We start from the raw sequence: 23,056 nt of genomic DNA, 5'->3' as shown, positions 1-23,056 counted from the left end.
CGGGCCGGGCCCAGTGGCCACGACGTCGTCGAGGCGTGAGCGCCCGGCCTCAGACCAGCGCCCAGCCCTGGGCGCGGCTGCGGCACTCCCAGAAATCGCGGTAGGGGCCGGGGATCTCGACCAGGTCGGCGTGCCGGCCCCGCTGGGCCACGCGCCCCTCGGCGCCCAGGACCACAACCTGGTCGGCGGCCGCAATGGTCTCCAGCTTGTGGGCGATGACGATAAGCGTGGAGGTGCGCCGCAGCTCCCTCATGGCGGCGACAATATTGGCCTCGTTCTCCGCGTCCAGGGCGCTGGTGACTTCGTCGAGCAGGACAATGGGGGCGCGCTTGAGCAGGGCCCGGGCAATGGAGATGCGCTGGCGCTCGCCGCCGGACAGAGCCCGACCCCCTTCCCCGACGCGGGTGTTCCATCCCTCGGGGAGGCGGTTGACGATCTCGGTGACACCGGCCAGGTCGGCGGCACGGCGCACCTGCTCGTCGGTGGCGTTGACGTCCCCAATACGGATATTGGCCTCCAGGGTGTCGTCGAAGAGGTAGACGTCCTGGAAGACCATGGAGAGCTGGTCCATGAGGTCCTCGGTGCGCAACTCGCGCACGTCCGCCCCGCTTACACGCACCGCACCGGCCCCGACGTCCCAGAAGCGGGCGACGAGCCTGGCAATAGTGGTCTTGCCGCATCCCGAGGGGCCGACAATGGCGCACATGGACCGCGCGGGCACTGACAGGGACACGCCGCGCAGCACCGGCACCCCCGGGCGGTACCCGAAGACGACGTCGTCGAGCTCGACGGCGCCCGGCCGGCTCAGGGGGGCGGAGGCCTCGGGGGTGGGCAGGAGTTCGGCGTCCATGACCGTGTCGAGGTGGTTCATCATCTGACGGCGCTCTTCCATGCCCAGGGACAGGGCGCCAATGTCCTCCAGCATGGTGGTGAAGCGCAGGCACATGCCAATGGTGGCAATGGCCGGCAGGGGCTCCAGCGCCCCGGAGAGGGACAGGGCCGCGGTCAGGACGATCATGGCGACAATAATGATCTGGGTGAACACCCCGGACAGGAGGTTGCCGGCGGACTCCCACCACAGGGCGCGGTGCGAGGCGCGGGCACTGGCATTAAAGGCGTCGGTGAGCTGGCGGTAGTCGGAGCCCGCGTGGCAGGAGCGCAGAGCGCCCTGGCAGCGGGCGAACTCGACAACGCGGGCGGCCAGCGCCTGCTCGGCGGGCTCGATGAGCGACTTGCCGTGATTGACCAGGCTGCGCGACCAGCGCAGGAAGAGGGCCAGCAGTGGGGCGGCTATGGTGAGCAGAAGCCCCAGGCGCCAGTCCCAGGCCCAGGAGGCGGCCCAGATGACGGCGCAGCCGGCCACCTGCGAGAACAGCCGGAACTGAAAGTGGGCCACGGACTCCGCCAGGTGGACCATCTCCTGGGTGACCGCCCGGGACATGGTCCCGGCAGACTCCGCGGTGAACCAGCGCAGTGGCACCCGGGCCACTCGGCCGCCAATGGCGTGGTGGACGTCGTGCATGAATCCCAGGGCCCCCAGCATGACCACCCGCTGGCCGTAGAAGTCGCACACGGTGGTGATCACGGTGCAGGCGGCCAGGACCACCATCCAGCCCCCCAGGTCCAGCCCCCAGCAGGGCTGCCCGGAGGCCAGGGCGACGGAGGCGGGCAGCAGCACTACCAGGGCGAGCCCGGTGAAGGCGCCGGCGATGGCCCCCAGAATCAGGCCGGTCAGCATCCGTCGCCACGCCGGTGGCCCCATGAGGCGCTTATAGCGCCGCAGCAGGGACAGGCGCCGCCCCCCGGCGGTCGTCTGGGCGGTGGTGCTCATCGTTGCTCCTCCTCGGCTCGGTCAGTGCCGGGCGCCCCAGTGCCGGGTGCCTCAGCGCCGTCGTTAATGCGGCCCTGACGCAGCAGGGCCTGGTAGTGGGGTTCGCCCACCAGCTCCTCGTGGGTGCCGGAGGCGACCAGGCGGCCGCGGTCCATGACCACAATGCGGTCCGCGCCGCGAATCGCGGCGGGCCGGTGGGCGATGACGAGGACTGTGCGCCCCCGTACCAGGGCGGACAGCGCCTGCTGGATCTCATCCTCGGACTCGGGGTCCGCCATGGCGGTCGCCTCGTCCATGAGGAGCACGGGGGTATCCAGCAGCACTGCGCGGGCAATGGCCACGCGTTGGGACTCCCCACCGGACAGGGAGGCTCCCGCACCAATGACGGTGTCGTAGCCCTGGGGAAGCGCCATGACGGCGTCGTCAATGCGGGCGATGCGGGCGGCGGCCCTGATCTCCTCCAGGGTTGCGTTGGGGCGCCCCAGGGCAATGTTCTCGCGGACTGTGGCGCTCAGAAGCTGGGGGTCTTGGAGCACGAAGGAGATGGTCCCGTACAGGGTGCCCTGGTCCATTTTGCGCAGGTCCACTCCGCCTATGCGCACGCTTCCGCGATCCGGGTCGGCGAAGCGGGCGATGAGGGAGGCCAGGGTGGATTTACCTGAGCCCGAGGGGCCGAGTAGGGCGGTGACGGTGCCGGGCTCCAGGGTGAGAGTCACGTCGTCGACGGCCAGGATGTCGCCATAGGAGTAGCTGACGGAGTCGATCTCGACCCGGGCCCCCTGGGGCGAGCGCGGGTGAATCGCGGCGGGCAGGACGGGGGTGTCCACGATCTTGCACAGGCGCAGGGCCGCGGCCCCGGCCATCTGGTAGGCCCAGGCCACCAGGGCCACGGTCATGACCGTGTTCGGCAGGACCAGGGCGATGAGGGTGGTGGCCAGGACCTGGGGCAGGGTGACCACTCCGGCGCTGATGAGCAGGTACCCGCCGCCGAGGTTGACCAGGAGGAGCACGGGAACGGACACCCAGACGAGGGCCAGGGAGCTTATGGTGATCAGGGGCCGCGCCCAGTTCCAGTAGAAGCGGGAGAAATCGTCGGCGGCCGCGAGGTAGGCGGCGTGGGCGCGGCCTGTGCGGCCGAAGGCCTTGACCACTGAGATGCCGGAGACGAACTCGACCATTGTCGAGGAGACGGTGCCGAGCTTGCGGTCCATCTCCACGGTTTTCGCGTTCATGCCGCGCAGATTCAGCGTGTAGGTCGCCATGTACAGCACAATGGTGGACACCGACAGCAGGCCCAGGCGCCAATCGACCCAGAAGGCGTAGGCGAGCAGGGCCACAGGGGTGACCACGGCGTTGAGCCGGTCGACGGGCCCATGGGCGATGACGGTGTGAACGGCGGTGGTGTCATCTTGGACGGCCTTGCGCACCAGCCCCGAGGTTGAGGCGGTGAACCAGGACAGGGGGGCTCCGGCGAGCCGGGCGACAATGTCGCGGCGCAGTTTGTCGCGCAGGACGAGGTCGGCCACGTGCGTGATGAGCAGGGCCACGAAGTGCAGCATGAGTCGGGTGGAATAGGCGCCGACCAGCATCATGACAATGTGCCAGACCCGCCCGGCCTCGGGCGCCGCGTGGGCGCGGTGAGCCTCCAGGAGGAGGTCGCCGAGCTGGACCAGGGCCACATAGGGGGCGATGGACAAGACGCCGGAGATCAGGACCAGCCCCTGGGCAATGAGCATCCTTCGGTGCACGGGGGCCCCGAGGCGCTTAATGGCGGCTTGCCCCTGGGCGGCCTTGCGCTTGTTCTCCTCGTGCTCGTGGTCGGCGTTCTGGGTGCCGGGATCCTTCGGGGCGGCCGGTCCCCCGGCAGCGCGCGAATCAGGGGCGTTCGCTTCAAGCACAGCCATACACACACCTCGTCAGCAACTATGAACATCATTCAGTATTGAGTGAGGCTGACCTTACTACAGAGGTTGTGGTCTGCCTAGCCGCTACCGTGGGTCCATGAGACGCGCCTTCCGCCCCTCCGGGCCCAAGCCCGGGTTCACCCGGGACGATGCGGTGGACGCCGCGCTGCGCATTGGCGTGGGCACGTTCACGCTGGCGCGTGTTGCCCGGGACCTGGGCGTAGGGACGCCCGCCCTGTATCGGACCATCTCCTCGCGCGACGATCTGCTGCGCGCCTGCCTGGACCGTCTGGCCGCCCAGATCGACCTCGGTGACCTCACCGGGGCCTGGCCGCAGGTCCTGCGCACCTGCGCGGATAGACTGTGGGCCCTCCTGGAGGACAATCCGGGCCTGGCCCAGACCCTCCTGACCGTCCCCTGGGCGCACCAGTCCTTCACTCCGGCGGTCCGCGCCGCCCTCAGGAGCTTGGAGTCCGGTGGGCTCGACCGCGCCGCGGCGCTTCTGGCCCTGGACTTCGTCGGCGACACGGTGCTGGGCTCCCACACCATGGCCGAGGCCCTCAAGGGCGCCTCCTCGCGGAAGGGGCGGAAGGGGATCGACCCCGCCGCCGCACCCTCGACCCCCGGGCCCTGCCCCTGGGCGGGGGCCGCCCTGGACCCGGTCCCCGCCGGGGGCTCTCCGGGCCACAGCGGCTTCAACCCCGCGGCGCCCGGGACGCCTCCGGCGTGGCCAGTCCAGTCGGTACCGGACTGGCTGGACAGCAAGATCAACATCATTGTCGCCGGAATCAACGCCCAGCGGCAGCTCCTGGCGGGAGACGCCAGCACAGATTAGGCTCACCTAACATAACCGCCCCCTCCTTACCACCGTGGAAGAAGTCCGTATGCGGTCCTCCGGCACCCCCCATGTTTCCATCAAAGACCTGACCAAGAGCTATGGTCAGGGCTCGGCCCGCGTCACTGTTGTCAACAAGGTCAACCTGGAGCTGGAACTGGGGGAGATCTGCGCGCTCCTGGGCCCCTCGGGCTCGGGGAAGTCCACCTTCCTCAATCTCCTGGGAGGCCTGGAGGCGGCCGACTCGGGCACCATCACTGTGAGAACCACCGAGGTCACCGCTCTTCCGGAGGCCCGCCTGGTGGACTACCGGCGCCGCCAGCTCGGTTTCGTCTTCCAGTTCTACAACCTCCTGCCTGACCTCACCGTGCGCGAGAACATTGAGGTCTGCGCCCACCTGACCCCCGACCCCCTCGACGTCAATGACCTTCTGCGCGCCCTGGGGCTGTGGGAGCACCGGCAGAAGTTCCCCCGCCAGGTCTCCGGCGGCCAGCAGCAGCGCTGCGCCATTGGGAGGGCACTGGTCAAAAGACCCAGTCTGCTCCTGTGCGATGAGCCCACCGGTGCCCTGGACTACGAAACCTCCCGGGAGGTCCTGGGCGTGCTGGAGCACGTCAACCGCACCTACGGCTGCACCACCGTGATCGTCACCCACAATGAAGCCATTGGAGCCATGGCCCATCAGGCCATACGCCTGCGCGACGGACGCATTGTGGAGCGCAGCGTCAACGACCACACGGTCGCGGCCGCCGACCTGGAGTGGTGAGCGCCGTGGCCTCCCCCCTGACCCACCGCCTGGCCCGCCAGCTGAGGGCCGGCGCGGGCAAGTACCTGGGCATCGCCATTATGCTGGTGGCCACCACCGGGGTCGGTGCCGGATACCTGTCGACCACCATGTCCCTGGACCGGATTATGGACGCCCGCGATGACGCTTACGCGGTGGAGGACGCCCGCCTGACGTTGACCGCGCCCCTGTCGGCGGACCAGGTCGATTCCATGGAGGACCTGGGCTGGCAGGTCGTCGAGAACACCTCCCGGGACGTGCCGCTGACCCTGCCCGCGGCTCCCGGGGACTCCTCGGACGCCCCCGCGACCACCGGGGCCGCGGCGGCGGGCCGGGGAGCCGCCGAGGAGACAGAGGAGACAAAGGAGATAACGGCCCGGCTCCACCTGCCCCGCCAGGACCTCAACCTCGCCGCCCTCCATGCCGGGCGCATGCCCACCGGGCAGCAGGAGGTGGCCCTGGACGCCACCTTCTGCCACCGCCGCGGCCTGGAACTCTCCGACCAGGTCGAGTTGGCGGGAGTGAGTTACACGCTCGTCGGCATTATTACCCTGCCCGACTACACGGCGCTGTTCAAAACCAACCAGGACCCGACCGTCAACGCCCTGACCTTCACCGTGGGCGTGCTCTCACCCCCGGGATGGGACCGACTGACGGGCGTGGCGGGGGTGGAGAACACCAACACCTACTCCCTGCGCCTGGGCGCCGACCTGGCGGGCGACAGCGCTCCGGGCACTGGCCTGGACGGGGCGGGCCTGACTAATGGCGACGGCGTCCTGACCCGCGCCGAGCGCGAGGCCGTCGAGAAGGAGACGGCACTGCGCCTGATCACCTCCGGAGCCACCGTGACCTCGCTCATTGATGCCGAGGAGAACCAGGGGATCACCTACGCCACCGACGACTTCAAGCACGACTCGGTTTTCGTTGAGACCTTAATGGTGGTCATCATCGTCATTATGTCCTTCGTCTTCGTGGTGATCACCTCGGCCACCATTGAGGCCGAAAGCGCGGTCATTGGAACGCTCTTGGCGTCGGGCTGGCGCCGCAGCGAGCTGCTGCGCCACTACCTGACCCTGCCCACCGTGGTGGGGGTGCTCTCCGCCGCCGCCGGCAATGCCCTGGGCTACACCCTCCTGAGCGCGCCCATGCGCAATCTGTACTACAACACCTACTCCCTGCCGCCCTTCGAGAGTCATTTCTCGCTGCGGGCCTTCCTCCTGACCACGCTCCTGCCGCTGGGGCTCCTGGAAGGCCTCACCCTCATTGGCCTGGCCTGGGCCATGCGCCGCACGCCCCTGGAGTTCCTGCGCCGCGAAAAGCCACAAGCCGGGATTCTGGCGCGTCTGCGGCACCGCACCGATCACGGCTCCCGCCTGCCGGCGGGCCTGCCCTTCACCACGCGTTTCCGCCTGCGCCTGCTGCTGCGGGGCCTGCCCTCCTTCATCACCTTGTTCCTGGGCATTACCCTGTCCAGTTTTCTGCTCCTGGCCGGGCTGGCGCTCCTACCCGTGGTGGAGAACTTCTCAGCGTCACTGGGCCGGGCGCTGCCCGCCGAGCACGTCTACGTCCTGTCCACCCCTGTGGTGCTCGCGGACACCGACACTGCGCCGGCCGTCGCCGAACAAGCCGAGCCCATTGCGACGACCTTCCTTCAGACCGAACGCAAATGGGAGTTCGGCCCCATGGACGTGCAGGTGCTCGGCGTGGATCCGGCCGGCCGCTACCTCCCGGACCTGGACGTCCCCCAGGACCAGGTGGTGCTTGGAGCAGGATTGGCCACCAAGACCGGGATCAGCCCGGGCGAGACGATCGTGTTCACCGACCCCTACAGCTCCGAGTCCTACTCTCTGACGGTGGCGGGGGTCAGGGGCGAGGACACCGACACGCGCGCCTACATGTCCCGCTCGGGGCTCAACGCCCTTCTAGAACGGGACCCCCAGGACTTCAACGGCTACTTCTCCCCGGCCCCCCTGTCCCTGCCGGAGGGCTCAGTGATCAGAGCCATCTCACGCAGCGATATGGATTCCGTGGCGGCGCAGGCGGTCGCGTCCTTCGCCCCGGTCGCCCGGTCCTTGGCCGCGGTATCCATCCTGGTCTTCTTCATTATGATCTACCTGCTGACCAAAACCACGATTGAGCGCGGGGCACGCACCATCTCCCAGCTCAAGATCCTGGGCTACCGCGACCGGGAGATTAACGCCCTGTACCTGCGCACCATTACCCTCACCGTGGTCGCCTCACTGCTGGCCTCTCAGGCGCTCATTATCCACACGCTGCGGTGGGTCCTGGAGTGGGCGTTCATGCATTATGAGGTGAACTTCGTCCTCGAGGTCCCCGCAAGAATGCTGGTGGAGGAAGTGGCTATTGCCCTGGGCGTCTACCTGCTGGTGGCCGCGCTCCACGTGCTCCACATTAGGCGGGTTCCTCTGGTCACGGCCCTGCGAGTCCAGGAGTAGGCCCGTCGGGGCGGCACCGCGGCGAGGCGGGACGCCTCCCGGTGAATCCCGGTGAATCTGAGTGAACCTGGATGAATCAGCGCGCCGAGAACACGCGCCAGGGGGCCCTGCCAGTACCTGGAAGCCCCCCGCGGAGCGCGCGTAGGCTCCACATATCAACGGATTGTGATGAGAGGAAGACCCGTGAGCACCACCCTCACCCCGCCCGCCACCATGCGCGGCGTCGTCATGCACGGACCCGGGGATGTGCGCGTCGAAGACCGCCAGGTCCCCCGCGTCGTAGACCCCACCGATGCCGTTCTCCGTCTGGAGGCCGCCTGCATCTGCGGCTCCGACTTGTGGCCCTACCGGGGCATTGACGCCGACTTCCCCGCCGGAGGCCGCCCCATGGGCCACGAGTATGTGGGCACTGTCGTCGAGGTCGGCGAGGCGGTCACCAGCGTTGAGCCCGGAGACTTCGTCGTCGGTTCCTTCTGCATTTCGGACAACACCTGCGAGATCTGTGAGGCGGGCTACCAGTCGCGCTGCGCCAACGGCGGCTTCATGGCCGATACCCAGGCCCAGTACACCCGCGTGCCCCAGGCCGACGGCACGCTCGTCGTGGTGCCCGGCGGCAAGCCGGAGGACCCCGAGGTCATCGCCTCCCTTCTGGCCGCCTCCGACGTGCTGGGCACCGGCTGGTTCGGGGCCGTGGCCGCCGGCGCCGCCCCGGGCAGGACCATTGCCGTGGTCGGCGACGGCGCCGTCGGGCTGTGCGCGGTCCTGGCCGCCAAAGCGCTGGGGGCCGAGAGGGTCATCGCCTTCTCCCGCTACGCCGACCGGGCGGCCCTGGCCCGGGAGTTCGGCGCCGACGTCGTTATCCCCGAGCGCGGTGACGAGGGCGCCGCCAAGGTCAAGGAGCTCACCGGCGGCTACGGCGCCCACGGCGTGGTGGAGGCCGTGGGCAATCAGCTCTCCATGGATCAGGCCATTGCCAGCTGCCGCCCCGGCGGGCACGTGGGCTATGTGGGGGTCTCCCACGGCGTGACCCTGGAGGGCCAGTCCCTGTTCTTCGCCGAGATCAACCTCCTGGGCGGGCCCGCGCCGGTGCGCCGCTTCCTGCCCGACCTCATTGACCGTATCCTGGCCGGCGAGATCAACCCCGGGAAGGTCTTCACCATGCGCATTCCCCTGGAGGAGGCCGCCAAGGGCTACCGGGCGATGGACGAGCGGCGCACGATTAAGGTGCTGCTGCACCCCGACGCCTGAGCGGCGCCACAAGAATCCACAAGAACCGACAAGAACGGGGGGAGGCGGCATTCTGGGCCGCCTCCCCATCTCTCAACCCTCTCGACCGGACAGGAGCACTCCATGCAGCAGATCACTCTCGTCGGCGGCGTCGAGATGCCTGTTCTGGGTCTGGGCGTCTATCAGACTCCCTCGTCAGACACTGAAAGGGTGGTGCGCCAGGCCATTGAGGTGGGCTATCGCTCCATTGACACTGCGCAGTACTACGGCAATGAGGAGGGCGTGGGCAGGGCCGTGCGCGCGGTCGTCGCCCAGGGCCTGGATCGTGAGGATCTGTTCGTCACCACCAAGCTCCGCTCCTCGGGCTATCGCGCGGGCCTGCGCGCTATTGACGAGTCTTTGACGGCCCTGGACATTGGGGCCATTGACCTCATGCTCATCCACTGGCCCCAGGGCCGGGACACGGGTACGTGGAGGGCTCTTGAGGAGGCGGTCTCGGCCGGGCGGCTGCGCGCCATAGGGCTGTCCAATTTCTATGGCGCCGAGCTCGCCGAGATCATGGGCTGCGCCGACCTGGCCCCGGCCGTGGACCAGGTGGAGCAGCACGTCCTCTACCAGCAGCGCCGCCTGCGCCGCGCCCTGGCGCACAGCCCCACCCGCCTGGAGGCGTGGGGTCCGCTGGGCCGGGGCGGCGACTCAGTGGTGCGCCATCCGGTGCTCACCGGGATCGGCCGGCGTCACGGGGCCAGCGCCGCCCAGGTGGCCCTGGCCTTCCAGGTCGCCACCGGTGTCATAACGATCCCCAAGACCGTGCATCGCGAGCGCATGGTGGAGAACCTGGCGGCGGCCGACCTGGTTCTCAGCGCTGAGGAGCTGGAGCGGGTGGCGGCCCTGGACACGGGGCGCTGCGGCGGCTGGCCGGCCCACCCCGAGCAGGATTACGACCCGGCCGACTACCCTTTCAGGTAGTTCCAGGCAGCGCCTCTCTGAGCGTCCGGGTGGCGGCCCCTCGTCCGGGCGCGCTCAGCCCAGGAGTTCCAGGGTTGGGCGCGGGGCGGTCAGGGCGGCGGCGTACTCCTGGGCGCGCGCAGCAAGGTCCTCCTCCGAGATCGTCCTGGCGCCAGTGGTGGCGAAGGGCTCCGTGTAGGTCAGCGAGCACAGGTTGGCCATCGCCTGAAATGGGCGCAGGAGTTCGGTCACCGTGTAGGTGAAGGCGCCATCCCGGCCGTACTCGCTGGAACCGGAGGACACGGCGATGAGTAGTTCCTTGCCCTTCAATGCCTTACCCGTCGAACCGTACGCCCAGCCGTGGGTGAGAACCTCATCCTGCCACTGCTTGAGCAGCGGCGGGCAGGAGTACCAGTACATGGGGAACTGCAGGACGATCCGGTCGGCGGCCTCCAAGGCGACATGCTCGGCCTCAATGTCAATGACGCCGTCGGGGTAGAGGGCGTAGAGGTGGCGCACGGTGACGTGCTCGACTTCTTGCGCCGCAGCGGCCAGGGCGCGGTTGACGCGCGAGGCCTCGAAGTGCGGGTGGATGACATTGACGAGTGTCTTCACGGTTCTCTCCTGTGTGGGAATTCGGGACTGAGGAAGTCAGTCCCGCACTTATTGGACGCTATGGGTCCGGGCATGGCGCAGTCACGCCGGTACGGGTGCCCTGTCAGGGCCACCCGGTCCTGGAATGTTCTGGAATACGGGCCGACGGCGCGGCTCGCCCCGCGCCGGGAGGCCGTGAGCGCCGTCGGCCCGCCGATGGTTCTCAGCCCAGGTGCTTGGCGAGAAAAACGTCAATGCTCTCGAAGGGGATGAGATCGGTGCGGTGGTAGAGGTCCACATGGCCGGCGCCGGGGGCCACCAGCAGCTCCTTGTCCGTGGTGAGGCGCTCGTGAATGCTCTCGGACAGGGCCCGGGTGGCCGCCCGCTCGCCGACCACCGTCAAAACAGGAGTCTCAATCCACTCCGGGTGCGCTAGCTCGGGGAAGTTGAGGAAAGACAGGTCCGAGGTGGCGGTGAACTGTGTGGTGGAGTTGTGGTGGTGCCCCACTTCCCGCCAGTAGAAGGCCCCGAACTCGCTCATGGGGTTGTCGTCGCTCAGGGTCATTGGTGAGCCCATGGCGGCCATTGCGGGGGATGGGGAGTCAAAATCGAGGTAGCGCTGCTCGGCCAGGTCGGCCAGGGCGGCGCGGCGCGCCTGGGCATCGGTGTACAACGGGAGGTAATTGGCGGAGATATCGATCATGGAGACATTGACCAGCGCTCTCATCCGTGGGTCGACCTGGGCGGCGGTCAGGGCGAAGGCGCCCGATGCGCATATGCCGACCACGCCCAGGCGCTGCCGATCGGTGAAGGGGCGGGTGTCCAGGTAGTCGAGTCCGGCGTGGAAGTCCTCAACGAAAATGTCCGTGGAGGACACGTGGCGGGGGCTGCCGCCGGAGTAGCCGTTGTAGGAGGGATCGAAGGCGAGGGCTATATGGCCGCGGCGGGCGAGTTCGTTGGCGTAGATGCCGGCTGCCTGTTCCTTGACCGCCCCGTAGGGGGAGCCGACCAGGAGCGCCTGGTGCCGGCTGGAGCGGTCTAGGTTCGAGGGGGTGTAGAGATCGGCTTGGATCGTAATCCCGTAGCGGTTCGGGTAGGCCACATGCTCGCGATCAACGCCGTCGGCGAGAGTGAAGGTGTAGTTGCCGTCCTGGGCCATGGGGGTCTCCGTTCATTGCGGGGCGCTGATCATCGACGGTGGCAGCTGGGGGCGGGCCTACCGCGGCCGGAGGTCGGTACTGCCCCCGAATCCGGGCCGGCGCGGCCGGCTGCGAAGGCTCCCGGCGGGCCCCGCCCGGACGGGCGGATCCGCCGACTGCTGCGCGGTCAACCATGTCATGGCGGCACGCGCCCGCCGGCGCATACGGCGTGTCTTCGGCAGGCCCTGGCAGTACCTCCCAGGGCGACGCGGGCGGATCCGGGGTCGGGGGTGCGTTAGCCTTCCCGGCATGACGAGCAAGAACGCCAAGCGGTCCATGCCGCCGTCGCAGTCAATGCAGTCTGCGGTCAACGAGTTCCTCACCTCTCGTCGTGCCCGGCTCTCCCCGAAGGAGGTCGGGCTGCGCCCCGGCGGCAAGGGTCGCCGTGTGCCCGGCCTTCGCCGTGAGGAGGTTGCCGCCCTGGCGGGCGTGAGCCTGGACTACTACACGCGTCTGGAGCGCGGCCGCCTCCAGGGCGCCTCCGACTCCGTCCTGTCCGGGATCGCGGACGCCCTGCGCCTAGACGACGTTGAGCGCGCCTACCTCCTGGCGCTGGCCCACGGCGGGGAGGGATCCACCACCTCCCCTGAGCTGCCCCCCTCCACCAAAGCGGTCCTGGCGCACGTGAAGGCCCCTGCTCTGGCGATCACCGCGGCTCAGGATATTGCGGGCGCCAATCTTCTGGGCCGTGCCCTCTTCGACGCCGTGTACCGCGAGTACCCCGACCAGGAGCACCCCAATATGGCGCGGTTCGCCTTCATCGGGGAATCGGCCCAGGAGTTCTACGGCACGCACTGGGGTGAGGCGCAGGTTCTCATCGCCGCCATGCTGCGCATGCAGGCCGCCCAGCACCCTGCCAACACTGACCTGGCCGCGGTGATCACCGGACTGCTGGAGGCCTCGGACCGTTTCCGCATGGCCTGGGAACGTCACGATGTTCACGAGCACCGGTCCGGCACCAAGACCTACCACCATCCAGTGGTCGGGGATCTGCCCATGACCTATGACGTCTTCAACCTCCCCGGCGTGACCGGACTGAGTATTACCGTCTACGGCCCGCAGCCCGGTACCGATGCTGAGGAGCGGATCGCCGCCCTGGCCTGCTGGGCCCACGAGCAGGACTTCGCCGCCACCGGCGACTTCCCCTCCCTGCCCACGGCCGCGTGCCTTTGATTGCCGCGCACCACTGCGGGCGCACGGCCCTGGCGTTCGGTTCTCACACGTCACTGCATGCATCACCATGCATCACAGGGAGTCGATGAGTTCGCGCATCAACTGCGAGGGCGTGATGTGGCGCTCCTGCGCGACCTCATCCAGCTTCGCCCGGCGCACGGCATCGAGTCGAAGAGTGAAGGGGCGGGCCTGTGCACCCACACTGATGGGACGTCCGGGCACCGAGGAACCCAGGTGCTTGCCAGCGTAGCCCGTCTCGGATTCCGCCTCGGCGGCCCACTGCTCAATGTCCTCGTCGGTGAACGGAGCCCCGTTGACGTCACTGTACTCGCCCATCTGTCTACCTCCTCAGTCCTACTTCGGTGAGAACCTTCTTCGTTGCCGGCATGGCGTGGAAGACCAGCCAGCCATCGGGCTCGACCTCGACGGCGATGTACTCCAGCAGCCGCCCATTGGCGTCCGCCCCCACACCCACCCACTGCACCGGATGGGTGTCACGCGCGCGGGATCGCAACGTGCCCTCGAAAGCCCCAACGACATCCGCGGCAGTGACCTCAGGGTGCCGATCGGCGGCCCTCGGATGCACTCCTACCCGCACGCCCACTCCCGTGCCCATGTTTCGTACTACGTTAGTGTAGTACGAAATCTGCTGAGGTGCCGGCCTTCATCGGCAGTGGATCGGCGTCGACGAGTAGATTCTCGCGGTTACGCCATCCCACATTTCGGTCATCCCGATTTTCGTTCCGTTATCCCGGACAGGTACTACGGCCCGTCTCTGACGGCATCACCGACTCGGCGGCCTGCTGGGCGAACGGCATTGAGCGCCGGGGCACGACCGCCCGGCACGACCGCCCGGGCGGGTACTGGGTGGTACTCCCAGGGCCTCCCACGGCGCTGGCCGTTGGGCCGAGGACAGGGGCAGGCTTGGGCCGTCTGAACCGACTGCCGGGGTGCGGCACGAGTCCGCCCGATCGGGGCGCCTCCGGCCGCCGTGCCCGCACTGACCGCAGGAGCGGCTATGACCCTTCACCCCGACGGACCGCCGCACCCGGCCGACGCACTTCACTGAGATCACGAGAGGATCCCCCGCCATGACCACCTGGGACACCAAGACCATCGAGGCCATTTCACGCAGCGACGATCTGCACATCTACCCCTACCGCGCCGACGGCCGCACCCTGGGCATACCAACCTGGATCTGGTCCGTCGTCGTCGACGGGCGCCTGTTCGTACGGGCCTGGAATGGCACCCGGGGCCGGTGGTACCGCTCGGCGATTACTCAGAAGGCCGGCAGGATCGACGCCGCGGGACAGACGTTCGACGTCCGTTTTGAGAAGGCCGACCCCTCCCTGGCCGACGCCATCTCCGCGGCCTATGAGCGCAAGTACGCGGGCAGCCCCTACCTACCGCCAATGCTGGGCGCCGACCAGCGCGAGGCCGCCGTCGAGATCACGCCCGCGACCACGGCCTCCTGACCCCGACCGCCGCCGGCCGCCTCAGGGGGTCGTGAACCTGCCGGCGACCACCGGCAGACGGAAAACCTGGGATAGCGGCGGGCGGCGGCGTAGCCTGCGAGAAGGGGACCGGGGAGCACCCCGGGCCTCATCCAGAAAGGACGCACCATGACCGCGACCACAGACCACAACGCCTTCGACTCCGCTAACCTCTTCGGCCAGGGCGCGCCGAACGACGCCTACGCCCAGTACTTCTCCGGGCGCTCCTTCCTCAACCCGTTGTCCGGCCAGGCCGCTGTGGGAGTCACCAACGTGACCTTCGAGCCGGGTTGCCGCAACAACTGGCACATTCACCGCGCCAGCAGCGGTGGCGGCCAGATCCTGCTGTGCATTGCCGGCTCGGGCTGGTACCAGGTCGAGGGCCAGGCGCCGGTGAGTCTGGAACCGGGCAGCGTCGTCGTCACCCCAGCCAACGTCAAACACTGGCACGGCGCCAAGGCGGACTCCTGGTTCAGCCACGTGGCCATCGCCGTGCCCGGCCAGGACACCTCCAATGAGTGGTGCGAGCCGGTCAGTGACGAGGAGTACGCCGCGCTGTGAGACCCCCGGGCCGTCGGGGCCGGCGCACGGCGGGCCGGCACCGTTGAACGACCGCGAGCGCCCCGGGCGCGGCCGCCCCCGCGACGCCTCCATTGATCAGGCCGTGCTCGACGCCACCATTGCCCTGCTCGGCGCGCACGGCTACACGGGGCTGCGCATTGAGGAGGTCGCCCGCACCGCCGGCACGGCCAAGACGACCATCTACCGCCGCTGGCCCACCCGGACCCACCTGGTGGTCGCCGCCATTGAGCGGGCCCTGGGCGAGCGCCTGCCCCCACCGGCCACCGGGGATCTCCTACTCGACCTGGACCGGCTCATTGAGGCGGCCTTCGCGCCCCTGTCCAAAGGGAATGCGGGACTGGTGTCCATCACCATGGACATCCATCGCCAGGACGATGACGGACTGCGCGCCACGTACCGGAGCCGGATCATTGACCCGGTGCGTCAGCGCGCCATCGCCCTGGCCGCCCGGGCGCAGCGGGAGGGGATCGTGCGCAACGACCTCGCCCCTCAGGTCCTGGCCGACGCCGCCATTGGGGGGCTGGTTTACCGCACCGCGATCCTGGGTGAGCCCATGACCACCGCCCAGGCCAAAGAGTTCGTGCACGGGCTCATGGGGCTGCCGGGCTGACCTCCCGCGAAGCGCCCGGGCGGCGCCCACTGGCGGACCAGCCGCCAGAGACGCGCGGTCCCCTCGCGCCGGCTGCCCGGGCCGACCACCGCGGGCAGCCGACCACCGCAGGCAGCCGGCCACCGCGGGCATTCGGCTACCGGTGCCGTCCCAGGGCCGTATTGCCGGCCCGATCGCCGGCGCGCCCCGTGTGAGCGGCCGGTCGTAATCGGATCAGTGCTCCGCCCAGCGGGCCGCCGCCGCTGGCGCTCGCCCCGCGGCTACCGTGGTCCTATGAACGCCCCCACCTCGCCTGAGCGCCGTTGGCGCGATGACCTCCATCTGGCCCACACTATTGCGGACCAGGTCGATCACCTTACGGTCCCCCGCTTCGAGGCCCAGGACTTCACGGTGGAGTCCAAGCCGGACCTGACCCCGGTCACTGAGGCCGACAAGGAGGCTGAGCGGGTCATTCGCCAGCACCTGGCGCGCGCCCGTACCCGCGACTCGGTCCTGGGCGAGGAGTTCGGCGCCACGGGTCATGCCCCGCGCCAGTGGGTGGTCGATCCGATTGACGGCACCAAGAACTTCGTGCGCGGGGTGCCGGTGTGGGCCACGCTCATCGCCCTGGTCGAGGACGGTCAGGTGGTCATGGGCGTGGTTTCGGCCCCGGCCCTGGGGCGCCGGTGGTGGGCGGTCCAGGAGGGGGGCGCCTGGACTGGTCGTTCCTTGTTCTCCGCGCGCCGCCTCCAGGTGTCCTTGGTCTCCGAGTTGGAGGAGGCCTCCTTGTCCTACTCCTCCTTGTCCGGCTGGGCCGCCACCAAGCGGCTGCGCGGGATGCTGGGGCTAATGCAGGACTGCTGGCGCACCCGCGCCTACGGCGACTTCTGGTCCTACACCCTGCTGGCCGAGGGGGCCGTGGACCTGGCCGCCGAGCCGGAACTGGAGCTCTACGACATGGCGGCGCTGGTCCCCATTGTCACTGAGGCCGGGGGCAGGTTCACTTCACTGGCCGGGCAGCCGGGCCCCTGGGGATCCTCCGCGGTCGCCTCGAACACCCTGCTGCACGCCGAGGCCCTGCGCCGCCTGGGCGAGGAGACCGACTGAGTCCGGTTCCACAGGCCCTGGCGGGCTAGCGGCGCGCACAGGCCGGGTAGCCTCGCACCCGTCCGTCACGCCTCAGACCTGGGGGTTCCATTGAGCTGGCTGCACGCCGTCATCCTCGGCATTGTCGAGGGCATTACCGAGTTCCTCCCGGTGTCCTCCACGGGGCACCTCAACATTGTGGAGAAGCTGCTGGGCTACGACATTAACAATGTGGGGATGACCGCCTTCACCGCCGTCATCCAGATAGGCGCGATTCTGGCTGCGGTCGTCTACTTCTGGGGCGACATTGTGCGCATTGTGACCGCCTGGTGCCGCGGCCTGGTCCACGGGGAGGCGCGCACCGACCCCGACTACACCCTGGGCTGGGGCATTATCCTGGGCAGCCTGCCGGTGGCGATCATTGGCCTGGCGCTCAAGGACTTCATTGAGGTCACCGCCCGCTCCCTGTGGGTCATCGCCGGGGCTCTGATCATTTGGTCGGGGGTCATGTGGCTGGCCGACCAGCGCAGCGAAGGCGTGGCCGGCGCCCAGCACGCCTCGGCCGGCAAGGGCATGCGCGGGGTCTCCATTAAGGACGCCCTCATCATTGGCCTCTTCCAGGCCCTCTCCCCGGTCCTGCCCGGCATCTCCCGCTCCGGGGCGACCATCTCGGCGGGATTGTTCCTGGGTTTTGACCGGGTCACGGCCACGCGCCTGTCCTTCTTCATGGGCATCCCGGCGCTGGTGGCCGCCGGGATCCTGGAGGCGATTACGGCGGCGGACCACATTGCCGACGCCAGCATTGGCTGGCCGGCGACCATAATCGCCACCGTCGTTTCGGGCCTGGTGGCCTACGCGACCATCGCCTGGTTACTGAGATTCGTCTCCTCCAACCGGTTCACCGGCTTCCTCATCTACCGCGTGGCACTGGGCGCCCTCATTATCTGCTTGGTGGCCTCCAACGTTATTGCAGCCTGAACGGACCTGTAGCGGCTGAGCAGACCGGGGCGGGCCCGGCACGGGTGGCGCCACCAGCGCCGGGTCCGCGTCGGGCACCGGCGGCCCCTGTCCGCCCGGTGATTGAGCGGGCCGGGCCTGGCACCGGTTCGGGCCGGCACGCCGGCGGATTCGTGTCCGACCCGTGTGAGAAGGTGCATTCATGCGGATTCTCCACACCTCCGATTGGCACCTGGGGCGCACCTTCCATGGGCGGGTGCTTGATGAGGCGCACGCCGTCTTCGCCGACCACCTCGTTGAGTTGGCCCAGGCGGAGCGCATTGACGCTGTGGTGGTTGCCGGAGACGTGTATGACAGGGCGATCCCACCCATCGATTCAGTGCGCCTGCTGGATGACACGCTGCGCCGCCTGAGCGAGCGCACGCGCGTGGTGCTGACCCCCGGCAATCATGACTCCGCTCAACGCCTCGGGTTCGGGGCGGGCCTGCTGCGCGAGGGCATCACCATCCGGGCTCGCACACCGGAGGTGGACCGCCCTGTCATTATCCCGGACCGCGGGGGTGGGGCGGGCCTGTACATCTACGCCCTGCCCTACCTGGATCCTGACGCCGCCAGGGAGTCACTGCCGCCGCTTCTGGATGAGCGCCTCGGGGAGAGCGCCCCGGCGACGACGACGTCACCGGACGACGAGGAGGCCCAGGGCGCTCCCCGTCCCTGGCTCCTGGCCCGCTCCCACCAGGCGGTGGTGGCCGGGGCACTGCGGCTGGTTGCCAAGGACCTCGCCTCCCGGCGGGCGAGGGATGACAGGCGGGTGCCGGCCCTGGTCATGTCCCATGCCTTCGTTGTCGGCGGTCAGGCCAGCGCCGAGTCCGAGAGGGACATCCGTGTGGGCGGCGTCGACTCCGTCCCCTCCGAGGTCTACACCGCCTTGGGCGCCCCGCCCCTGGCACCCCGGTGCGGGACGGTGGATTACGTGGCCCTGGGGCACCTTCACCGCCCCCAGGAGATCCGGACACGGGCAGCAGGACCGCGGTTGGTGTACTCCGGCAGTCCTCTGCCCTTCTCCTTCCCCGAGGCGACGACGCCGAAGTCCACTGTCGTACTCGAGCTCGGCCCGGGCGGAGTGACCTCCTTGGAGCGCGTGGCGGCGCCGTGCCCCTATGAGGCGACCACCCTGACCGGCACCTTGGAGGAACTTCTCGGTCCACGAACCTCAGGGCAAACCGGCCACTGGGTGCGCATTGAACTGACCGGCCCCATGCCCCCCGACGCCATGGCCCGGCTCAAAGAGCGCTTCACCAACCTGCTCGCCTTCTCCCACCGCCCCCCTCAACGGCAGCGGCGCGAGGCCATGACCGTCACCCGCTCCTCGGACCCCGTCAAGGTCGCCGACCGCTTCCTGGCGCAAATGCTGGGACGCGACCCGGACCCGGTCGAGCACTCGATCATGGAGGCGGCCCACGATGCGGTCAAGCACGCCGCCGCGCAGGGGTGAGCGGTGATGCGCCTGCACCGCCTGACCATGACGGCGATCGGCCCCTACGCGGGCACCGAGACCATTGACTTCGATCGCTTCTCCTCCTCGGGGCGCTTCTTGCTCACCGGCCCCACCGGCTCGGGCAAGACCACCATTATTGACGCCATTGTCTTCGCCCTGTACGGGCAGGTCGCGGACAAGGACGGATCCTCCAAGCAGCGCATACGCTCCACTCTGGTGGAGGGTCACGTTCACAGCGAGGTCGAGCTGGTGTTCTCCACCTCGGCGGGGATCTACCGAGTGCTGCGCTCCCCCGAGTACCAACGGCCCAAACGGCGCGGAAGCGGCACCACCCGGCAGAACGCCTCGGTCAAGCTGTGGCGGCTGGCCGACGTCGAAGGGACCGCCCTGGAGGAGCCCGTCACCCGCGTGGGGGAGGCGGATGCGGAGATCCGCCGCGCTATTGGTCTCAGTCGCGAACAGCTGACCCAGACCGTAGTCCTGCCCCAGGGCCGGTTCGCCCAGTTCCTTCGCTCCTCCTCAGAGGAGCGCCACCGGCTGCTGCGCGATGTCTTCGGCACTGGCGTCTTCGACGCCATGGAGGAGGAACTGCGCGGGCGCGGGCGCGCCATTGACAAGGCCACCGAACAGGCTCGTCAGGCCCTGCGAGCGCGCACCCAGCTTTTCAGTTCCCTCCTGGGCGCTCCCGGGCAGACGCCCGCCCCTGAGCATGCCCCCGGTCCCGCGGCGGGCCAGGAGGATCCCCCCTCCCCCGATGAGCGCCTCATGACGCTGACCGAGGCTGTCACCCCTGATGCGGGCGCTATTGACGACCTGGTCCACGGTCTGCTCGCCGACTCCCAGGCGCGCCTGACCCCGCTGGAGACGGCCCTGGAGGAGGCTGTCGGGCAGCGAGTCCTGGCTGAACAGGACCTGGAGGCGCAGACCTCCCTGCACGGCCGTCTGGAGCGCCGCCGCCTCCTGGAAGCGGAGCGCGACGCCCTACAGGACTCCAAGGCCCATGACGAGGCCCAGGAGCAGCGCCTTGCCGCCGCCCGCCGTGCCGCCGGCGTGCTACCCGCCCTGGCCCTATACGACCGTTCTGCACAAGAGGCCCGGGATGCCTGCGCCCGGGCCCGCACGGGGCTGGGCAGAATCGCGCCCCTCACCGACACCGGGCACGATGGAATCCTGGAGACCCTGGCCGCCCTGGAGGACCTGGCCGGTGCCCTCGCCCAGGTGGCGTGCTCCGGCGAGCAGGTGGCGCCCTCCTCTGGGGCGGTCCCGGGCCCCGGGGTCAGCGGCGTCCTAATGGGCCCAGGAGGCCGCGCGGAGGGCCCGGAGGGCACCGCTCAGGGGCAGACCGCCCCGCCGACCGCAGGCGGGGGCACTGCTACCGGTGCGGCCGAGGCGGAGGGCGAAGCGCTTGACGCGGCCCGTCGAGCCGCCGAAGAGCTCCTCGCCCGGGAGCGGGAACTGCGCACCCGGGCCGGGGCGCTGGGCGCTTTGGTCGAGGTGGAGGCGGGGCTAGCCGAACGCGCCCGGGACCTGGACTCGCAGCGCGAGGACCTGGCCGCTCTGGAGGAGCAGGTCGCTCAGGCGGCCGTCGTCCTTCAGGAACGCCCCCGGAGCCACCGTGAGCTGGAGAAGGCCTTGGCTGCTGCTCGGGCCGCCAAGCTGGAGCTGCCTGAGCTGCGGATCGAGCACTCGGCGGCCAAACGGCGCCTGGAGGCGGCGCTCCAGGCGGCCGCCCTGGCCTCCCCCATTGAGCAGGCGCACGACGCACTCGCCCAAGCAACCACTGCGGCCAAACGGGCTACGGCCCTTGTCGCCCGGCGGCGCCAGGCGTGGATCGCCGCCACGGCGGGGTCGCTGGCTGCGGAGCTGGTTGAGGACGAGCCCTGCCCGGTGTGCGGCTCCCCCAACCACCCCGCCCCAGCGGATCCGGCTCCTGAGTCGGTTAGTCGCGCCCAGGTGGAGGCCGCTGAGGAGGCGCAGGCGCGGGCGGACGCGGCCCTGGCCCGTGCAGCGCACCATCACGATGGCCTCCTCGGTGAGTTGGCCCGCGCCCATGCAGCCGCCGACAGCAGGGGGGCGCCCGAGCTGGAGGAGGCCCTTGAGGTTGTCTCCCGCCGGCTCACCGAGCTGGAGGGGGCGGCCGCACCACTGGAGGAGTTGAGTAATAGACTCGCCGGTTTTGCCTCGCAGACCGAGGCGCTGCGCAGCGCCCAGGAGGGTAGGCGCACCGCCCTGGCCCAGAAGCGGGCCGAGTACGCGCAGGCCGAGGCGGCGCTGGCCGCGGACCGCGACCGCTGCCGGGCCGCTCACGGCGACCACCACACGGTCCGTGCCCACAGCACGTACCTGAAGGACCAGGCCGCGGGGTCCGGAACCAGTGCGGCGCTCCTGGATCAGGTTGTGCAGGCCCTGGAGACGGCCCTGCGCAACCGCCACGCCCTGACCCAGGCGCTGGCGGACGCCGACTTCACCACCCGGGCTCAGGTGGAGGAGGCTGCGCTCACGCCCTCACAGACCAGGGAGGTGGAAGCCGCGGTCGCCCAAGTCCGTGCCCGGGCCGAACGGGTTCGGCACGGGCTGGAAGAGGACGATTCCATTGCCTCTCTGAGTGGGCGGGAGATCGCTGATGTGGAGGGAGCCCGCCTGCGCCTGGCCCAGGCGCAGGAGCGGCACACCACGGCGCTGGAAGCCCGTGCACAGGCCCGTGCCGCCCACGCCCGGCTCACCGAAGCCGGGGCCGGCGTCAGGTCAGCGGTCTTGGACCTGGAAGGGGCCATTGAGGATTCGGCGGTGCTGGCGCGGGTCGTCGCCCTGGCCACGGGCCGCAATGCTCTTTCCACCCCACTGGCCACATGGGTGCTGGTTGAGCGCTTCAATGAGGTGCTTGTCTTTGCCAATGCGCGCCTGTCCCAGATGTCCGCGGGCCGCTACGAGCTGGTGCGGGTCACGGACGAATCCGGCTCGGCGGGGCGTCGCGACCGGGGGCTGGGACTGGGCGTGATCGACCACCTCTGCGGCTCGGGGGTACGCGACCCCCGCACACTCTCCGGTGGTGAGACCTTCTACGTCTCCTTGTCCCTGGCCCTCGCCCTGGCTGACGTGGTGACCGCCGAGTCCGGCGGGGTCTCCATGGAGACGCTGTTCATTGACGAGGGTTTCGGCAGCCTGGATCCCGAGACTCTCCAGGAGGTTCTTGCCGAGTTGGGGCGGCTCCAGGTGGAGGGCCGTACGGTCGGCATCGTTTCCCACGTAGGGGAGTTGCGTCGTCAGATACCCGACCGCATTGAGGTCAAGCGCAATGGGGTCGGCTCCACCCTGCGGATACGGGCCTAATGCATGCGACCGTTCGGGGCGCTGAATCAGCGCCGTCCCGCCAGGTGCCGATTCCATCCAGGTGGCGGTCCTGCCCGTTGTCTGAGCGAGCGCTCACACGCCGAGCTCGGCGGCCAAGGCCTGCTTCTCTGTGACATCGAACCACAGCAGGTCCGCCTGCGCGGTCCTCTCGAAGGCCTCCTCGTCGCCCAGGCGGGCGGCGTGCACATCGGGCTCGACAGCCGCCTCGTCGACGAGCACGGCGGCCACCTGGTCCCAGGGCACCTCCGTAGTGACCTTCACTGTCCCTGGCAGCACGTCCCCACCGGGGGCGAGTTCGTGCGCAGCCTCTGGTTCGACATCCGCGGCGACAACAATGCGGCGGTCGGCCAGTCCGGCCGCCCCCGGCTCGGCCAGCAGCACCAGGGAGGCGTCAGCGGCGCACAGGCTCGCTGAGACCTCCAGACCCTCCTGGTCCTCCTCGGGCAGCGCCCGGGCCAGGGCAGGGGTCGGGGCGTGGGCGAGGCGTGGGGAGATCGTGTCGGCGCGCAGGTCAGCGGCTGTAGCGGGCAGGTAGATGCGCATGGGCAC

20 protein-coding genes are annotated in these 23,056 nt (G+C 69.4%); 13 read left to right on the top strand and 7 right to left on the bottom strand.

The annotated features are described in order from the left end of the window. Positions 1 to 49 precede the first annotated feature (49 nt). Positions 50 to 1,831, bottom strand: a complete 1,782-nt coding sequence (locus EUC46_RS12935) for an ABC transporter ATP-binding protein (protein ID WP_241655390.1) — start codon at positions 1,829 to 1,831, stop codon at positions 50 to 52. Continuing rightward, complete coding sequence (locus tag EUC46_RS12930; RefSeq protein WP_241655389.1) at positions 1,828 to 3,735, bottom strand: ABC transporter ATP-binding protein; 1,908 nt, start codon at positions 3,733 to 3,735, stop codon at positions 1,828 to 1,830. The genes EUC46_RS12935 and EUC46_RS12930 overlap by 4 nt, the downstream gene beginning before the upstream one ends. 97 nt (positions 3,736 to 3,832) lie before the next feature. Here EUC46_RS12930 and EUC46_RS04495 point away from each other — a divergent pair, with 97 nt between their 5' ends. From EUC46_RS04495 to EUC46_RS04475, 5 genes are all read left to right on the top strand, one after another. Continuing rightward, complete coding sequence (locus EUC46_RS04495) at positions 3,833 to 4,570, top strand: TetR/AcrR family transcriptional regulator (RefSeq protein WP_128772995.1); 738 nt, start codon at positions 3,833 to 3,835, stop codon at positions 4,568 to 4,570. A 49-nt stretch (positions 4,571 to 4,619) separates the two neighbouring features. Next, a complete protein-coding gene (locus EUC46_RS04490; protein WP_128772994.1) occupies positions 4,620 to 5,336 on the top strand; it encodes an ABC transporter ATP-binding protein in 717 nt (238 codons plus the stop codon). Continuing rightward, positions 5,333 to 7,810, top strand: coding sequence for an ABC transporter permease (locus tag EUC46_RS04485; RefSeq protein ID WP_128772993.1), 2,478 nt, complete (start codon positions 5,333 to 5,335; stop codon positions 7,808 to 7,810). The genes EUC46_RS04490 and EUC46_RS04485 overlap by 4 nt, the downstream gene beginning before the upstream one ends. Positions 7,811 to 8,023: 213 nt before the next feature. Then, positions 8,024 to 9,058, top strand: a complete 1,035-nt coding sequence (locus tag EUC46_RS04480; RefSeq protein WP_128773027.1) for a zinc-binding dehydrogenase — start codon at positions 8,024 to 8,026, stop codon at positions 9,056 to 9,058. A gap of 102 nt (positions 9,059 to 9,160) precedes the next feature. Continuing rightward, the gene (locus EUC46_RS04475) at positions 9,161 to 10,006 is read left to right on the top strand and encodes an aldo/keto reductase (RefSeq protein WP_128772992.1); all 846 of its coding nucleotides are present in this window, start codon (positions 9,161 to 9,163) and stop codon (positions 10,004 to 10,006) included. A gap of 54 nt (positions 10,007 to 10,060) precedes the next feature. Here the strand turns inward: EUC46_RS04475 and EUC46_RS04470 are convergent, their stop codons facing one another. Together EUC46_RS04470 and EUC46_RS04465 are read right to left on the bottom strand one after the other, a co-directional pair. Beyond that, positions 10,061 to 10,600, bottom strand: coding sequence for an NAD(P)H-dependent oxidoreductase (locus EUC46_RS04470; protein WP_128772991.1), 540 nt, complete (start codon positions 10,598 to 10,600; stop codon positions 10,061 to 10,063). Positions 10,601 to 10,802: 202 nt separating this feature from the next. Further along, positions 10,803 to 11,738, bottom strand: coding sequence for an alpha/beta hydrolase (locus tag EUC46_RS04465; RefSeq protein ID WP_128772990.1), 936 nt, complete (start codon positions 11,736 to 11,738; stop codon positions 10,803 to 10,805). A 289-nt stretch (positions 11,739 to 12,027) separates the two neighbouring features. On the opposite strand from EUC46_RS04465, the gene EUC46_RS04460 reads away from it, so the two are divergent. Beyond that, complete coding sequence (locus tag EUC46_RS04460) at positions 12,028 to 12,951, top strand: helix-turn-helix transcriptional regulator (protein ID WP_206645893.1); 924 nt, start codon at positions 12,028 to 12,030, stop codon at positions 12,949 to 12,951. Positions 12,952 to 13,023: 72 nt separating this feature from the next. On the opposite strand, the gene EUC46_RS04455 is transcribed toward EUC46_RS04460, so the two are convergent. Both EUC46_RS04455 and EUC46_RS12925 read right to left on the bottom strand, forming a co-directional pair. Beyond that, positions 13,024 to 13,287 (bottom strand): CopG family transcriptional regulator, encoded by a 264-nt coding sequence (locus EUC46_RS04455; protein ID WP_128772989.1) that lies wholly within the window; start codon positions 13,285 to 13,287, stop codon positions 13,024 to 13,026. A 4-nt stretch (positions 13,288 to 13,291) separates the two neighbouring features. After that, the gene (locus EUC46_RS12925) at positions 13,292 to 13,435 is read right to left on the bottom strand and encodes a hypothetical protein (protein ID WP_241655388.1); all 144 of its coding nucleotides are present in this window, start codon (positions 13,433 to 13,435) and stop codon (positions 13,292 to 13,294) included. A gap of 607 nt (positions 13,436 to 14,042) precedes the next feature. Here EUC46_RS12925 and EUC46_RS04445 point away from each other — a divergent pair. The 7 genes from EUC46_RS04445 to EUC46_RS04415 all read left to right on the top strand — a co-directional run bounded on the left by EUC46_RS04445 (position 14,043) and on the right by EUC46_RS04415 (position 22,486). After that, entirely contained in the window at positions 14,043 to 14,426 is a 384-nt protein-coding gene (locus EUC46_RS04445; RefSeq protein WP_128772987.1) for a DUF2255 family protein, read from the top strand. Between the two features lie 147 nt (positions 14,427 to 14,573). Continuing rightward, on the top strand, positions 14,574 to 15,005 hold the full coding sequence (locus EUC46_RS04440; RefSeq protein WP_128772986.1) for a cupin domain-containing protein: 432 nt from the start codon (positions 14,574 to 14,576) through the stop codon (positions 15,003 to 15,005). A 43-nt stretch (positions 15,006 to 15,048) separates the two neighbouring features. After that, positions 15,049 to 15,636, top strand: coding sequence for a TetR/AcrR family transcriptional regulator (locus EUC46_RS04435; protein ID WP_164918748.1), 588 nt, complete (start codon positions 15,049 to 15,051; stop codon positions 15,634 to 15,636). Between the two features lie 273 nt (positions 15,637 to 15,909). Beyond that, positions 15,910 to 16,722, top strand: a complete 813-nt coding sequence (gene hisN, locus EUC46_RS04430; protein ID WP_128772984.1) for a histidinol-phosphatase — start codon at positions 15,910 to 15,912, stop codon at positions 16,720 to 16,722. Between the two features lie 90 nt (positions 16,723 to 16,812). After that, the gene (locus EUC46_RS04425) at positions 16,813 to 17,679 is read left to right on the top strand and encodes an undecaprenyl-diphosphate phosphatase (RefSeq protein ID WP_128772983.1); all 867 of its coding nucleotides are present in this window, start codon (positions 16,813 to 16,815) and stop codon (positions 17,677 to 17,679) included. Between the two features lie 181 nt (positions 17,680 to 17,860). Further along, positions 17,861 to 19,153: an exonuclease SbcCD subunit D gene (locus EUC46_RS04420; protein ID WP_128772982.1), complete on the top strand. Its 1,293-nt coding sequence runs from the start codon at positions 17,861 to 17,863 to the stop codon at positions 19,151 to 19,153. 6 nt (positions 19,154 to 19,159) lie between these two features. After that, positions 19,160 to 22,486, top strand: coding sequence for an AAA family ATPase (locus tag EUC46_RS04415; RefSeq protein WP_128773025.1), 3,327 nt, complete (start codon positions 19,160 to 19,162; stop codon positions 22,484 to 22,486). Positions 22,487 to 22,579: 93 nt separating this feature from the next. Here EUC46_RS04415 and EUC46_RS04410 read toward each other — a convergent pair whose 3' ends face one another. Next, a complete protein-coding gene (locus tag EUC46_RS04410; RefSeq protein WP_128772981.1) occupies positions 22,580 to 23,050 on the bottom strand; it encodes a DUF6912 family protein in 471 nt (156 codons plus the stop codon). Between the last annotated feature and the right edge of the window lie 6 nt (positions 23,051 to 23,056).

Source organism: Actinomyces oricola (genome assembly GCF_004104015.1).
Classification (GTDB): domain Bacteria; phylum Actinomycetota; class Actinomycetes; order Actinomycetales; family Actinomycetaceae; genus Actinomyces; species Actinomyces oricola.
This window is presented reverse-complemented; position numbering and strand designations above follow the sequence as displayed.